General features: G+C 67.5%; 11 protein-coding genes. 8 read left to right on the top strand and 3 right to left on the bottom strand.

Going from position 1 to position 14,777, the window contains the following annotated elements:
• The first annotated feature begins 40 nt into the window (after positions 1-40).
• The gene (locus H977_RS33405) at positions 41-1,072 is read left to right on the top strand and encodes a LysR substrate-binding domain-containing protein (protein WP_051288915.1); all 1,032 of its coding nucleotides are present in this window, start codon (positions 41-43) and stop codon (positions 1,070-1,072) included.
• Positions 1,041-2,990 (top strand): CocE/NonD family hydrolase, encoded by a 1,950-nt coding sequence (locus H977_RS0117860; RefSeq protein ID WP_081681760.1) that lies wholly within the window; start codon positions 1,041-1,043, stop codon positions 2,988-2,990. Before H977_RS33405 ends, H977_RS0117860 begins: the two co-directional genes overlap by 32 nt.
• Here H977_RS0117860 and H977_RS0117865 read toward each other — a convergent pair.
• Positions 2,959-3,552: a class I SAM-dependent methyltransferase gene (locus tag H977_RS0117865; RefSeq protein ID WP_029109136.1), complete on the bottom strand. Its 594-nt coding sequence runs from the start codon at positions 3,550-3,552 to the stop codon at positions 2,959-2,961. The genes H977_RS0117860 and H977_RS0117865 overlap by 32 nt on opposite strands.
• 74 nt (positions 3,553-3,626) lie before the next feature.
• Between H977_RS0117865 and H977_RS0117870 the strand changes: the two genes are divergently transcribed.
• The 3 genes from H977_RS0117870 to H977_RS0117880 all read left to right on the top strand — a co-directional run bounded on the left by H977_RS0117870 (position 3,627) and on the right by H977_RS0117880 (position 6,415).
• Entirely contained in the window at positions 3,627-4,505 is an 879-nt protein-coding gene (locus H977_RS0117870) for a helix-turn-helix domain-containing protein (protein ID WP_029109137.1), read from the top strand.
• A 66-nt stretch (positions 4,506-4,571) separates the two neighbouring features.
• A complete protein-coding gene (locus H977_RS33410; RefSeq protein ID WP_081681761.1) occupies positions 4,572-5,870 on the top strand; it encodes an esterase family protein in 1,299 nt (432 codons plus the stop codon).
• A gap of 137 nt (positions 5,871-6,007) precedes the next feature.
• Positions 6,008-6,415 carry a cupin domain-containing protein gene (locus H977_RS0117880; RefSeq protein WP_029109138.1) on the top strand — a complete coding sequence of 136 codons (408 nt, stop codon included), beginning with the start codon at positions 6,008-6,010 and terminating at the stop codon, positions 6,413-6,415.
• Here the strand turns inward: H977_RS0117880 and H977_RS0117885 are convergent.
• Positions 6,391-7,527, bottom strand: coding sequence for an FAD-dependent oxidoreductase (locus H977_RS0117885; RefSeq protein WP_029109139.1), 1,137 nt, complete (start codon positions 7,525-7,527; stop codon positions 6,391-6,393). The genes H977_RS0117880 and H977_RS0117885 overlap by 25 nt on opposite strands.
• A 59-nt stretch (positions 7,528-7,586) precedes the next feature.
• Between H977_RS0117885 and H977_RS0117890 the strand changes: the two genes are divergently transcribed.
• Genes H977_RS0117890 through H977_RS0117900 form a run of 3 tightly spaced genes read left to right on the top strand, consistent with a single transcriptional unit; the run spans position 7,587 to position 10,814 of the window.
• Positions 7,587-8,786, top strand: a complete 1,200-nt coding sequence (locus H977_RS0117890) for an acyl-CoA dehydrogenase family protein (RefSeq protein ID WP_029109140.1) — start codon at positions 7,587-7,589, stop codon at positions 8,784-8,786.
• Positions 8,779-9,933 carry an acyl-CoA dehydrogenase family protein gene (locus H977_RS0117895; RefSeq protein WP_029109141.1) on the top strand — a complete coding sequence of 385 codons (1,155 nt, stop codon included), beginning with the start codon at positions 8,779-8,781 and terminating at the stop codon, positions 9,931-9,933. The genes H977_RS0117890 and H977_RS0117895 overlap by 8 nt, the downstream gene beginning before the upstream one ends.
• A gap of 47 nt (positions 9,934-9,980) precedes the next feature.
• Positions 9,981-10,814 carry an alpha/beta fold hydrolase gene (locus H977_RS0117900; protein WP_029109142.1) on the top strand — a complete coding sequence of 278 codons (834 nt, stop codon included), beginning with the start codon at positions 9,981-9,983 and terminating at the stop codon, positions 10,812-10,814.
• 13 nt (positions 10,815-10,827) lie between these two features.
• On the opposite strand, the gene hrpA is transcribed toward H977_RS0117900, so the two are convergent.
• Positions 10,828-14,736: an ATP-dependent RNA helicase HrpA gene (gene hrpA, locus H977_RS0117905; RefSeq protein ID WP_029109143.1), complete on the bottom strand. Its 3,909-nt coding sequence runs from the start codon at positions 14,734-14,736 to the stop codon at positions 10,828-10,830.
• Positions 14,737-14,777 lie beyond the last annotated feature (41 nt).

Consider the following 14,777-nt stretch of genomic DNA (forward strand, 5'->3'; position numbering starts at 1 on the left):
GCGGTGCGCATAAGTCACATGCATAGTTATGATGTGCGATATGCGTGCAACGCATATCGACCGAATCGACCTGAACCTGATCCCACCGCTCGTCGCATTACTGGACGAGCAGCAGGTATCCCGCGCCGCCGAGCGCGTCGGCTTGAGCCAGCCCGCCATGAGCCGTGCCCTGCAGCGGTTGCGGCGGCTCTTGGATGACCCACTGCTGATCCGTGACTCATCCGGATATCGGCTGACCGCCCGCGCGGAGTCCATCCGAACTCAGTTGCTGACCGTTCTGCCCCAACTCGAAACCCTCTTCTCCCCTGAACATTTCGATCCGCGGAAGGCGACCGCGCCGGTGCGCCTGATCGCGACCGACTACGCGGTGCAGGCCTTCGGTCCCGCCATCTGCCACGAAGTGCTCCGCGAGTCGCGCGCACCGGTCCGGTTCCACAGCTGGAGCCACGACAATGTCGCCGAACAACTTCGTGCTTCAGGCGTCGACCTCGGTCTGTTCGGCGGCTACATCACCGCGGACCTGCACTCCGAGGAGTTGTTGGTCGAGCGGTTCGTGTGCGTGGTTGCCAGAGACCACCCGCTGGCAGAGCACGACAGCATCACGCTGGCCGACTATGCCCGGGCACGCCACGTGATCGTCGATGTCCACGACGGAATCCAGCCGGATATCGATCTGCCGCTCAAGAAGCTCGGTCGCCCGCGAGAGGCTGCGGTGACCGTTCCCTATCACGCGGTGGCGGCACAACTACTGCCCGGCACGGACCTGATCGCCACATTGCCCAGCCAATGCGTCAACGCCCTCTTCCCGGCGGACGAGTTCCGCGTGACCGACGCGCCGGAGGAGATCGCCACCATGGCGTACCGGATGGTTTGGCATCCGGCCTTCGACAACGACGCACGCCATCAGTGGCTGCGCGAGGTGGTACGCACGGCGGTCGGGCACGTGATGGCCACCGTCCCCCCGCAGGCCCTGGGGCCGCGCAAACCCACTGAGCGCCGCGACATACCGTGGAGCCAGGCCGACACGTCAAGGAGGACGGATGGCGAACCGCTGGCAAACGGTCCGAGGTAATCGCGGCAAGAAGGTGGCCGGGCGGGCGGCGACCCGCGTCCGTAAGCGCAATCCATCGCCGCTCGAACCCGCGTGGACGCCGCCGCCCGCCCGCTATGGCGTCGGAGTCCACCACAACGTGGCGGTCCGCACCTCCGACGGCACCGTGCTCCGTGCCGACATCCACTATCCGACGGTCCCCGAGACCGGGGCGCCGGCACCCGGACCGTTCCCGGTACTGATCTCGATCACGCCATACGGCAAGAAGGCCCCACCGCCGGCCGCCCAGATCGGCGGCGGCGCCACCCCGTACCTGATCCGGCGGGGCTACATCGAGGTGATGGCCGACGTACGGGGTACCGGCGTCTCGGGCGGCTCGTTCGAGATGCTGGGGGCCGAGCAGGTGCAGGACGGCGTCGATCTGGTGAATTGGGCTGCGCGGCTGCCGAATTCCAACGGCAGGGTCGGGATGTTCGGCATCTCCTACCTGGCCATAAACCAGCTCCTCACCGCCGCCGCGGTAGGTCCCGACTCACCGCTCAAGGCGATCTTCCCGGCGATGGCCGCCAACGATTTCTACCGCGACGTGGTCACCATGGGCGGCGTGCCGCACATGCGCACGGTGCGCGCCTACGGCGCCGTCTACTCGCTGCTCAATGTGGTCAACCCGGCTCTGGAGTTCGCCAAGCGCGGTACGCACGAACGTCCCCGCGCAGGGGGCCTGGCTGCCGTCCTCCAACGTGGGCGCGACCAGCGTCAGTACTTCCGCACCATGATCGGCGACGCGACCGCCGGCGGGGACACCGCCTTCGACGGACCGTTCTGGGACACCATGCGGGCCTCGGACGTGTTGCCGGACATCGTGAAAAACAAGGTCGCCGTGTTCCTGGTCGGCGGCTGGCACGATGCCTTCCAGCGCGGCGCGCCGCTGAACTACGCCGCGCTGCAGAACGCCTATGCGGGCCGGCCGCCCAACGCACCGATGGAGCCCGGCCAGCCGCTCTCCGACCGGGTGCAATTGATCATGGGCCCCTGGTACCACGTCTCGGATCTGGACGGGTTGCATCTCCATGCCTTGCAGCTCCGCTGGTTCGACCGCTGGCTCAAGGACGACGCCGGGGCCACTGTGACCGGTTCGCCGATCCGCTTCCAAGCCATCGGCAGCCGGACATGGTTCCAGGCGGACGATTACCCGTTTCCCGATGCCACGCCGACGCGGCTGTATCTGGCGGAGGGCGGTGACCTCACCGCTGAACCGGCCGCCGAGCAGACCGAGGCCACGTTGCGTTATGCGGTGCGCGGTCCGATATCCGGCCGCAGCCTGGAGCAGTGGACCCTGGGGATGGGCAGCTTCATGGCCGCCCAGACGGGGCGGCGGATCCGCTACGACCTGGACAACCGGCGGCTGCAGCGCGAGGCCCTGACCTACACCACCGAGGAGTTCGACCAGCCTCGCCTCATCGCGGGCCCGGTCACTTTGACCGTGCACGCCACGGCCGACACCACCGAGACGCTGTGGGTGGCCCATCTCGACGACTTCGCCCCGGATGGCTCCAGCCGGCCGCTCACTCAGGGCGCGCTGCTGGGATCGCACCGCGCGCTCGATCCCGAAGCGACGTGGTATCTGCCCGACGGGACGGTGTTGCGGCCGCACCACATCAGTACCCGCGCCGCCGTCGCACCGGTGGTGCCCGGTGAGCTCACCCGGTATGACCTGGAGATCTTCCCCACCGCGGCGCTCATCGTGCCGGGCCATCGACTCCGGCTGACGCTGACGACCTACGACTTCCCGCACCTGGTGCCGACGCAACCGGCCCGGCATGCGCTGGCGGGCGGCACCTATCGGCTCCGTCAGGGCGGCGATGCACCGTCGAGCCTGCTCATCTCCCTGGCTGATCCCGCCGCGTTCACACCGGACGAATCGCGCGGAGGTACGTAAGCCGTCCGGCCAACCGGATGCGCCCGGATCCCACTACCGCGGATTCGAATCCCGCGTCCGCGAACAGCCCGGCCAGAGCGTCACCGCGCACGTCGACGACGTGCACGCTGCCGCCCGGCCGCAGGACCCGGAACAGTTCGCGAGCAGCGGCGGTCTTGGTCGCCTGGTCGAGGTGGTGCAGCATCATCGAAGACAGCGCGCGGTCGAACTCGCCGTTGCCGAACGGCAGCTCCTGGGCGTAGGCCCGGGTGAATCGGATACCGTTCATGCCGTTGACTTTTCGCTCCGCCCGCTGCAGTGCCCGTGGATCGGGGTCGGTGCCGACGATATCAGTGCCGGGACATGCCTTCTTGGCGCTCACGGTGAGATTGCCTGTTCCACACCCTATTTCGACGATCCGCTGGCCGTCCGACAGTCCGGCCTGCGCGACCAGCTCGCGGTAGGCGGGGTTCATTCCCAACACCCGCGTCAGGAGGTCGTAGCCGGGCAGGAACGCATCATGGCCCGCGGCGGGCAGGTAGTCATGGCGGTTCTTCAGGAGATGTGGACGATGTTCGGTCATGACTTCCATGATCTACCGGTATTTACAACGATAGTTGGGCGATGATCGGCAGAACCAGGACTATCTTTGGCAACATGCCCGAAGCGTCTCGACTGGTCCGCCACCGCGACGGCGTCCCGGTCTACCGGTACTGGACGAACCGCGACGCACCTCCGGTTTCGGTGACCAGGGGCCGGCGCGCAGAACTCCCCGAACACCGTCCGCACATCCACGACTTCCCGGTGCTCTGGTACGTGCCCACCGATGGAGTCGTCTACGTGGTGGCAGCGGGCGAAGTCATCGATCCACGACCGCTGACCGCGGAGTCCGACGGGATCGGCGTGTACTTCGACCCCACCGCCCTGGGATACGACGCCGGTTCGCCATGGCCCACCTGGCAGGCCCACCCCCTGCTGTTCCCGTTCCTCCACGGACAGTCTGGTGGAATACTGCGGTTGCGCGTACCCGCCGATCGACAACCGCTCTGGGACAGCGCGATCCAATCGATCGAGGCAGAACTGGCCGGCCGTCGCGAGGGTTGTCGCCAGGCCGCGCTGGCCCATCTCACCCTGTTACTCATCGACTTGGTCCGCCTCGCCGACGACGTGGTCGCCGACTTACGACGCAGCGGAGAGCCGTTGCTGGCCGAGGTGTTCTCGGCCATCGACCGCGGATTGTCGGAGCCGCTGTCGTTGCGCGACGTCGCCGACGAGGTCGGCATGACGGCGGGTCATCTCACCACGCTGGTCCGGCGGCGGACCGGACGCACGGTCGGAGAGTGGATCAACGAGCGCAGGATGAGTCGGGCACGGACCCTGCTCGCCGAAACCGACCTGCCCGTGGCCGAGGTGGCCGCTCGGGTGGGAATGGCCGACCCTGGATACTTCAGCCGTCAGTTCCGGCGTACGCACGGCCGTTCACCCCGCGAGTGGAGACGATCCGGGCCTTCCGGCATCGGAAGCGAATCGCCTTGATAACAGAGGGGTTACGCCGGGCGCGGCCCCGAAGGGCACGGCTCGGGCGTTGTTAGCGTGCCCGGTGTGAGACTGAGATGGTTCGGTCGGATGTCGCGCCGCGTGGCGGCCGCGACGATCGCGGGATTGATGTGGCCGGCACTGGTGGTGGCCGGGCCGACGCCGACCGCGGCAGCGTATTCGCGCGACGGCTTGCCGGTGGAACGCCTGCAGGTTCCGTCTGCCGCGATGGGCCGCGATATCACCGTGCAGTTCCAGGGCGGCGGTCCGCACGCCTTGTACCTGCTCGACGGGTTGCGCGCCCAGGACGACGACAACGGCTGGGACATCAACACCGCGGCGTTCGAGTGGTTCTACAAGTCCGGCATCTCGGTCGTCATGCCCGTCGGTGGGCAGTCCAGCTTCTACACCGACTGGTACCGCCCGGCGGCCGGTAGTGCGGGCACCACGACCTACAAGTGGGAAACGTTCCTCACTCAAGAGCTTCCGGCCTACCTGGCCGCCAACCGCGACGTGGCACCAGCCGGCAATGCCGTCGTCGGATTGTCGATGTCGGGCGGCGCGGCCCTCAACCTGGCCATCTGGCACCCGGCCCAGTTCATCTTCGCCGGCGCACTGTCCGGCTTCATGAATCCGTCACAAGGCCTGTGGCCCACCATGATCGGCTTCGCCATGAAGGACGCCGGCGGCTACAACGCCAGCGACATGTGGGGCAGCACGAACGATCCCGCCTGGCGGCGCAATGACCCGATGGTCAACGTCAACCGGCTGGTGGCCAACAACACCGCGGTGTGGGTTTACTGCGGCAACGGTATTCCCTCCGAACTCGACGGTCCTGGTGGGAACTTCGGCACGATGTACAGCGCACAGTTCCTGGAGAACATCACGATCGCCTCCAACAAGGAGTTCCAGCAGAAGTACGTGGCTGCGGGCGGACGCAACGCGCGGTTCGAATTCCCGCCCAACGGCACCCACAACTGGAACTACTGGGGTTCTCAGTTGCAGCAGATGAAGCCCGACATGCTGCGGGTGCTCAACCAGAACGCGGCGGCCGCGGCCGCACCGCCACCGGCCGCCCCGGCACTTCCGGGTCAGGTTGCCCCGGCACCTGCGGTGCCCGGCCAGGTCGCACCGGTGCCCGGCGTCGCGGCGGCTCCTGCCATGCCAGCCTTGCCAGGCCAGCTCGCTCCGGTGCCCGGCCAGATACCCGGCGTTGCGGCGGCCCCCGCTGCACCGGCCCTGCCCGGCCAGGTGCCCGGCGTAGCCGGGGTGCCTCGGGTGGCAGGGGTGCCAGGTGTGGCCCCGGCTCCGGTCACTCCGGTGTCCCCCGGCCTGCAGACGGTGCCCGTCGCGCTGCCTCGGTGACGCCGGACCAGTCCTCATAACTCCAGGGCCGGCCCCGCGACGCCTTCGCGTCGAACACGAGCGTCATCATCGATAAAGATGATTTCCATCAAAAACCATCGTTGGACTCGATGAGCTCAGCCGGGTGTCATGGAGGCATGACACGCACACGCCTCGCCCTGGCCGCCTCCGCTCTTGCGATCACCGCCTTGACCACCGCCCCGACCGCGCTCGCCGATGACCCGACCGCTGGTGTGTCGCGAACCGAGCTTCAACGGACCGCCGCTCCCACACCGGGATTCGAGATCGTCCAGACCAGGTTCGAGATACCGGTCGGCAAGGAATCCGGCCGCCACAGTCATCCGGGACCGGAGGTGGGCTACATCGTCCAGGGGGACGTGGACATGGTGTTCGACGACCGACCGACGCAGCACCTGCATTCGGGTGATCCGTTTCTGATCCCGGCCGGCGTCATCCACGATGCGCACAACGTCGGCACGGTGAGGACCCTGATGCTGTCCACGTATGTGGTGCCCGTCGATCAGCCTTTGGTGACGATGTACTGATCGGGTGCCCGCACGCCCCGGTAGATGCCGCGGCGAACGATCCACGGCTGCAGCACTCTGTCGATGGACCAGGCCGGGAAGCGAAAAGCAAACCCGTTGGGCGCGAAGACTTCCAGCCCGTTGGGCAGCACACCCAACACCGATCCCCAGCGACCGGCCGGCGGGCGGTAACTGCGCATCCGGCCGCCCGTGAAGTAGGCGGCCACATTGTGGGCCACCAGTCCGTCGGCGCGATTGCGTGCGGAGGAGCGCAGTGGGTCGGTGGCCGCGACATCACCCACAGCGAACACGCCGTCGAGGCCCGGTAGCCCCAACTCCGGTGTCACCCGCACGAACCCGCGCTCGTCGAGGATGCTCGCCGGGAGCCATGCCGTGTTGGGCCGGACCCGGCCGATGGCCCACAGCACGGCGTCCACCTGCACCTCAGGCTGCCCGGTGCTCCAGTGGACCGGGTCGGAGGTGATGGCCGCACAATCGAAGCCCTCGGGTACCACGGCGCGATGGCCAGGGTGCAGCGTGACGCCGGCCGCGACCAGCCGACCTTCGACTCGTCGTCCGGCACGCCAATGATGCTGTGGCAGAGGATGTTCGCCGGGGTAGTACAGCCCAACGCGGATGTCCGGCCACCGCAGCGCGATGTTGACCGCACTGCTGGCCGCTGCCGCGCCGCCCCCGATGACGGCGACCGAACGTGCCGAGCCCAACCGTTCGTGCGCGGTTCGCAGCCCGGCGTCGACATCGTTCGTCGATTGCAGAACGCCTTGTCGCCAAAAGCCGTTCGCCACGCCCGTGGAGATGACAAGTGCGTCGTACGGTTCCACCCGAGCGGTCCCGTCGGCCTCCTGCACCGCCACGGTGCGGGCGCTCAGATCGACCCCTGTCAGGGTCCCGTGCACGGTGCGGACACGGTCGAGTTCGCGGAACCGGTCGAAGCCGATCCAATAATCGCGTGCCCAGTCGTCGGGCCGGGCCAGCCGCGTACCCAGCTCCTGACCGCTCACCAGACCCGGGTTCACCGAGATGCCGACGACGTCGAAGCGACGTGCCAATCGGATCGCGGTGAGCACGCCGGTATCACCGAGCCCGGCGATCACCACGCGCTTTCGGTCCACGACCGGTGACGCTACCGCCCGCCCGCGACCCATTCGACGGCTTTCCCTATCGTGACTGGATGAGCAGCGTCGCTGATGCGGACCGGGTCGCCGACCTCGCCCGCCGGGTCGTGGCCGACCACGACCCCAAGAAAGTCCCGATCCCCGAGTACCTGGCCGCCTGCTACGACGCGGGCCTGGCGTGGGTGCACTTCCCCGAGGGTCTCGGCGGTCTCGGGGTGTCGCGCGGTCTGCAGGCCGTGGCCGACCGCATCCTGCAGGGCGCCGGCGGGCCCGTGCCGTTGGGCCTGAACCCCATGGGCTACGGCATGGCCGCCCCGACGGTGCGCGAACACGCCCAGTCCGAGGAACTCAAGAAATCCTGGCTGCGGCCGCTGGCGAGCACCGAGCACATCTGGTGCCAGTTGTTCTCCGAGCCGGGCGCCGGATCGGATCTGGCCGGCCTCGCCACCTCCGCGGTGCTCGACGGCGATGAATGGGTGCTCAACGGTCAGAAGGTGTGGACCAGCCTGGCGCACCGGGCTCGTTGGGGCCTGTTGCTCGCCCGTTCGAATCCCGATGTACCCAAGCACAAGGGCCTGACGTACTTCGTGCTGGACATGCACGGCCCGGGCGTCGAGACCAGACCGCTGCGGCAGATGACCGGCCAGGCCGAGTTCAACGAGGTGTACATCACCGACGCCCGCATCCCCGATGCGCATCGGCTCGGTGCGGTGGGCAACGGCTGGAACGTCGCGATGACCACCCTGATGAACGAGCGCAGCGCGCTCGGCGGCAGCGGCAATCGGCGTGGGGCCGGCACCATCTCGGACGCCGTGGCGCTGTGGGCGTCACGCCGGGATCTGCGTACGCCGGTGCTGCGTGATCGGCTGACGCAACTGTGGCTGCGCTCCGAGGCTCAGCGGCTGACAGCGGAGCGTTCCCGCGCGGCCGCCACCGTCGGCGGGCCGGGGCCCGAAGGGTCGATCGGCAAGCTCGTCGGCGCCGAGCTCAATCAGCACATCTACCAGTGGTGCATGGATCTGCTTGGGCCCGAAGGGATCCTGTATCACGGATACGGCACGGGCGACCGTGACGACGAGGACGGAAAGGACTGGCGTGGTCCCATTCAGCAGCGCTTCCTGCGCAGCAAGGCCAACACCATCGAAGGCGGCACGTCAGAAGTGATGCGCAATATCCTGGGCGAGCGGATCCTCGGGCTGCCAGGCGATCTGCGTGCTGATGCTGGTATGCCGTGGAAGGAGATTCCGCGTGCCTGAGTTCAGGTTCACCGACGAGCAGGCTCAATTGCGGGCAGCGGTCCGCAAATTCTGTGCCGAGAACTTCGGCGAACAGACGGTGCGGACCCTGATGGAGTCCGAACCCCGGTTCGATCCGTTGGTCTGGGCGCGGCTGGGCACCGAACTCGGCGTACTCGGTCTGGCAGTTCCGGAGTCCGATGGTGGAGCCGGCGGCACGCTCGTCGACCAGGCCATCGCGGTCGAAGAGCTCGGCGCGGCTCTGGCCTGCGGTCCGGTGTTCGGCACTGTGCTGCTGGCCGTCCCGGCGCTCGTCGCCGCCTCGGCCGGTCCGGTGCGCGACGAGTTGCTCGGCGTCCTCACCGAGGGCAGGCGTACCGCGGCATTCGCAGTCCCCGATCGGGCGGGCGCATTCGATCCCGCCGAGGTGAATGTGATTGTCGCCGAGGAGGGAACGCTCACCGGCACGGTCGAGCGAGTCGTGGACGCCGGCAGCGCGGACGTGTTGCTGGTAGCCGCGACCGGGCCCGACGGCGTGGCCATGTACGCGGTCGAAGCGAACGGGCCGGGAGTGCGGCGCACTCCGTTGGTCACGCTCGACCTGACGCGGCCGCAGGCCACGGTCGTCTTGACAGCTGCCCCAGGGCAATTGGTGGCAGGGCCCGATGAAGCCGATCGGGTGATCACCCACGCCTTCCAGGTCGCCTCGGCGCTCCTGGCCGCCGAGCAGGTCGGCGCCGCACAGCATCTGCTGGATCTTTCGGTGGAGTACGCGAAATCGAGGCTGCAGTTCGGTAGGCAGATCGGCTCCTTCCAGGCCGTCAAGCACCGGTTGGCGGATTGTCTGGTCGATCTCGAGCACGCCCGCTCGGCGACCTATCACGCGGTGTGGGCTCTCACCGACGGCACCGATGACCCCGCGCTCGCCGCCAGCATCGCGCAGGCCACCGCATCGGCGGCGTTCGCCAAGGTTGCCGCCGACACCATCCAGGTGCACGGCGGCATCGGATTCACTTGGGAGCATCAGGCACATCTGTACTTCAAGCGGGCCACCACTGATGCCGCACTGTTGGGCAGTCCGGAAGCGCATCGGTCGCGCGTGGCCGAACTGGTGCTCGACGACGCATCTGCCGAACGAATGCCGTGGGTGGCGACCGGCACACAGTGATCGGTTGAAAGCGCGCGGCAGCTCTTAGGCGACCGTACAATCCGCTGATGGACGGCCCCGTCGAGCACCGCACGCTGGCTGTCGACGGCGTCCGCTCGCCGGTGTTAGTCACCGGGCCGCCGGACGGGGCCACCCGAGAAGCAGTGGTGTTCGTGCACGGCAACAACGCCGGTGCCAAATGGGATCGGTTGCTCGCGCCGGTCGCCGACTTCGCGCGGGTGATCGCGCCCGAGATGCCCGGTTTCGGCGCGGCCGACAAACCTGTGCAGTGGCCCTACACGGTGGCGGCCTACGCGTCGCATCTCGACGCACTCCTGAACCAACTCGGTGTCGAACGCGCGCATCTGGTCGCCCACGACTTCGGCGGGCCGTGGGCACTCGCGTGGGCCGCCGACCATCTCGACTCGGTGGGCAGCATCACGTTGATCAACGCCCCGGTGGTGATCAACCACTTCGTCGCCAAGCTGTGGAGAACACCTGTACTGGCCGAGGCGTTGTCGCGGATCGGGACCCCGGCGGTGGTGCGACGCGTGCTCGCGTTGCGGGATCCGGGCCTTCCCGCCGACGCGCTCGACTCGATCGCCGAGCACATGGTCGCCCGTGGGACGCCCGATGCAGTGTTGAAGCTTTACCGTTCCACCGGGCCGAATGCCCTTGCGCCGTATGTCGATCGGCTCGCAGAGTATGACGGAGACGTACTGGTGGTGTGGGGTACCGACGATCATTATGTGCCGTTCGCCCAGACCGACGACTATCGACGGATCTTCCGCAACTGTGCGGTGCAGCCAGTGCCGGGGACGGGCCATTGGCCGTGGCTCGAACAACCCGAGGTGGTCGCCGGTCACGTCACCACGTTCCTGCGCAGGCAGCTCGGACGCTGACCCGTTTCGGCGGTTACCTGGTGACGGCGTCGATCGCCTTGTAGATGCGTTGCTCGCTGACCGGACGTGGCGTGCCGAGCTGCTGGGCCCACAGGCTCACGCGCAATTCCTCGATCTGCCAGGCGATATCGCGCACCTTCGGGTCCTCGGCACGGGCCGGCGACAGCGCGGACAACAGATCGTCGTACGCGTCTTCGACCGCATGCACCCGGGCCATCCGTTCCCGGTCGGCACCGGGGGCCTGGGATAGTCGCTCCAAGCGCCGGGCGATCGCGGTGACATATCGGGTCAGATCGTTCAGCCGGGCGACCCCCGCCATGGCGACAAATCCCTTGGGCAACAAGCGGTCCAGCTGTGAACGGATGTCGGCGACGGCATCGGCCTGGGCAGCTGACGGCTTGTCCGGCAACGCCACGCCGACCTCGTGCGCGGCGGCAAGCACCTTCTCGACCCGGCTCACCGCGGCGTGCGTGGTGGTTCCGAGTTCCTTGCCGGCTCGCTGTACGACGGCGGCGAACTCCGACCCGGTCCACACCAGCTTGGGGACCAGTACGTCGACGGCCGCGTCGGCGCAGTCCTCCAGTAGTGCGCCCAGGCTGCCGTCGGGATTGGCGTTGAGCGCCAGTCTGGTCCGGGTACTCAAACCACGCTCGATGGCCTTGACCGGTGACGGTGCGCTCAACCGCAGCAGGCGACGCAGGCCCGGCCGCATGGCCGCAGCCTGCTCGGCCGGGTTGGCAAACACCTTGATATCGACAGCATTTCCGGCGTCCACGAAAGCCGGGTACCCGCGCACGGTGTGTCCGCCGCTGACATTCTCGACGGTGCGGGGCAACTCGTCGAGGTCCTCCGGCCACGCCCGCAAGCCGGTGCGTTCCAGGTCACCGCCCAGCGCGTCGGCCACGGCCTGGGCGACGGGCACCGCCAACTCTTCGCGCAGCGCGTCGATGTCCTTGCCGCGGGCCACCTCTTTGCCGTCGGCCGATTCCACGGCGAAGGTCATCCGCAGGTGATCGGGCACCTTGCTCAGGTCGAAGGCATCGATCGGCACCAGAATTCCACTGCGCCTGCGTAATTCGCGTTGCACCTCGTCCAGGAGCGATCCCGCGGCCGGGTCGATGTCATTCAGGATCGTCCGCGCCGTGTCAGGAGCGGGGACGAAGTTGCGTCTCAGGTCCTTGGGCAGCGACTTGATCAGCGCGGTCACCAGTTCTTCTCGCAAAGCCGGTACCTGCCAGGCGAAGCCGTCACCGCCGAGCCGGGCCAGCACGCCGACCGGCACATGCACGGTGACGCCGTCGTCGGCAGCGCCTGGTTCGAATCTGTAGGTCAACGGCAGTTCGAGATCCCCGGCCTTCCAGGTGTCCGGATTGTCCGCGCCGTCCTCGGAACGCAGCAGATCGTCGCGGGTGAAAGTGAGCAGGTCGGGAGTCTTGTGCCGCTGCTTCTTCCACCAGGCGTCGAAATGCCGTGCGGAGACGACATCGGCCGGGATGCGGGCGTCATAGAGGACGTAGATGTCGTCGTCGCCGACCAGCAGGTCACGCCGCCTGGCTCGCTCCTCGATCTCCTCCAGCTCGGCCCGCAGCCGGGCGTTGTCACGGAAGAAGTGGTGCCGGGTCTGCCAGTCACCTTCGACCAGCGCGTGCCGGATGAACAACTCGCGGCTCAGTTCCGGATCGATCTTGGCGTAGCCGACCTTACGGCGCGGAACGAGCGGTAACCCATACAGGGTCACCCGCTCATACGCGACCACCTCGCCGCGCCTGGCCTCCCAGTGCGGCTCACTGTAGTTGCGCTGCACCAGATGTCCGGCCACTCGCTCGATCGCCTCGGGTTCAACCCGCGCGGCGATACGGCCAAAGAGCCGGCTGGTCTCGACCAGGTCGGCCACCACGATCCAGCGGGGCGGTTTCCTGGTGAGCACCGAACCAGGAGCCAGCACGAACTTGGAGTTGCGGGCACCTTGATAGTCGCGGGTCTCGCCCTCACGCAAGCCGACGTGAGACAACAGACCCGCGGTCAGCGCGGCGTGGATGCTGGCCGGGTCGGCCGGCTCTTGACTACCGGAGCCCTCCTGAATCCCGATGTCACGGGCGATGCTGCGTAGCTGACCGGTCAGGTCCTGCCATTCCCGGATCCGCAGGTAGTGCAGGTACTCCTCGCGACACATTCTCCGGAAGGCATTGCCGGAGAGCTGGTTTCGTTGCTCCCGCAAATAGTTCCACAGGTTGAGATACGAGATGAAGTCCGAATGCTCGTCGGCGAACCGCGCATGTTTCTGCCGGGCAGCCTCTTCCTTGTCACTCGGGCGTTCGCGCGGATCGGGGATCGACAACGCGGCGGCCAGCACCAGCACCTCACGTACGCAACCCTCGGTGTCGGCCTGCAGGATCATCCGGCCGACACGCGGGTCCAGTGGCAACCGGGCCAGTCGTCGTCCGACATCGGTGAGATCGCCTGCCGCATCGAACGCGCCGAGTTCCTGCAGCAGCTGCACCCCGTCGCGGATGCTGCGGGCATCCGGCGGATCGAGGAACGGGAAATCCGCGATATCACCCAGCTGCAGGGCGGCCATCTGCAGGATCACCGCGGCCAGATTGGTCCGCAGGATCTCCGGATCGGTGTAGCGAGGCCGAGATTCGAAATCTTCCTCCGAGTACAACCGGATGCAGACGCCGGGAGCGGTACGTCCGGAGCGGCCTGCCCGCTGAGCGGCCGAGGCCTGGGAGATCGGCTCGATCGGCAGCCGTTGCACCTTGGTGCGACGGCTGTACCGGGAGATCCGCGCGGTGCCGGGGTCGACGACGTAGCGGATGCCCGGCACGGTGAGCGAGGTCTCGGCCACGTTGGTGGCCAACACGATTCGCCGTCCGCTGTGGCTGGGCTGGAACACCTTCTGCTGCTCCGCGGTGGGCAAGCGGGCATACAGCGGCAGTACCTCGGTGTTCCGCAGATCCTTCAACGCCTCTGCCGTGTCACGGATTTCACGTTCACCCGATAGGAAGACCAGCACGTCGCCGGGCGGTTCGGCTTCCAATTCACGGACCGCGTCGACGATCGCTTCCGTGGGGTCGCGTAGTTCAGTCCGCACGATCTCGTGATCGGGATCGTCGGGATCTTCGGTGTCGTCGTCTCCGCCGACAGTGACTTCCAGAGGCCGGTAACGGATCTCGACCGGGTAGGTCCGCCCCGACACTTCCACGATGGGGGCATCATGGAAATGTTTCGCAAACCGCTCCGGCTCGATGGTTGCCGAGGTGACGATGACCTTGAGATCGGGGCGGCGCGGCAACAGTTCGCGCAGATAGCCGAGTAGGAAGTCGATGTTGAGGCTGCGCTCGTGCGCCTCGTCGAGGATCAGTGTGTCGTAGCGCAGCAGCCGGCGGTCCCTTTGAATCTCGGCGAGCAGAATGCCGTCGGTCATCAGCTTGATCAGGGTCGAATCGCTGGCCTGATCGGTGAAGCGCACCGTGTAACCGACGGCGTCGCCCAGCGGGGTGCCCAGTTCGTCGGCGATGCGCTGCGCGACGGTGCGCGCCGCGAGCCGGCGGGGCTGGGTGTGGCCGATGGTGCCACGGATTCCGCGACCGAGCTCCAGGCAGATCTTGGGCAGCTGCGTGGTCTTGCCCGAGCCCGTCGCGCCCGCGACCACCACCACCTGGTTCTCGTTGATGGCCTTGGCCAGCTCGTCGCGGTGCGCACTGACCGGCAGGTCGGGGTAGGTGATGGTCGGGACGGCGGCCTGGCGGGTGAGCACCAGGGCTTCGGCCTGAGAAATCTGGTGCCGAACCTGTTCGATGGCCTTCGCCTGACCGTCGCCCCGCAGATTCTTGAGCCGTCGGCGCAGCCGGTCGGCGTCGCGGATCGTCAGGCCGTCGAGGCGCGCACGCAGCTCACGCAGGTCTTGACCGTCGGACACTGCAATAACGATAGGCGACGGCGCCACCCGATTTTTCTTTG

The organism is Mycobacterium sp. URHD0025 (assembly GCF_000426065.1).
In the GTDB taxonomy this organism is placed as follows: domain Bacteria; phylum Actinomycetota; class Actinomycetes; order Mycobacteriales; family Mycobacteriaceae; genus Mycobacterium.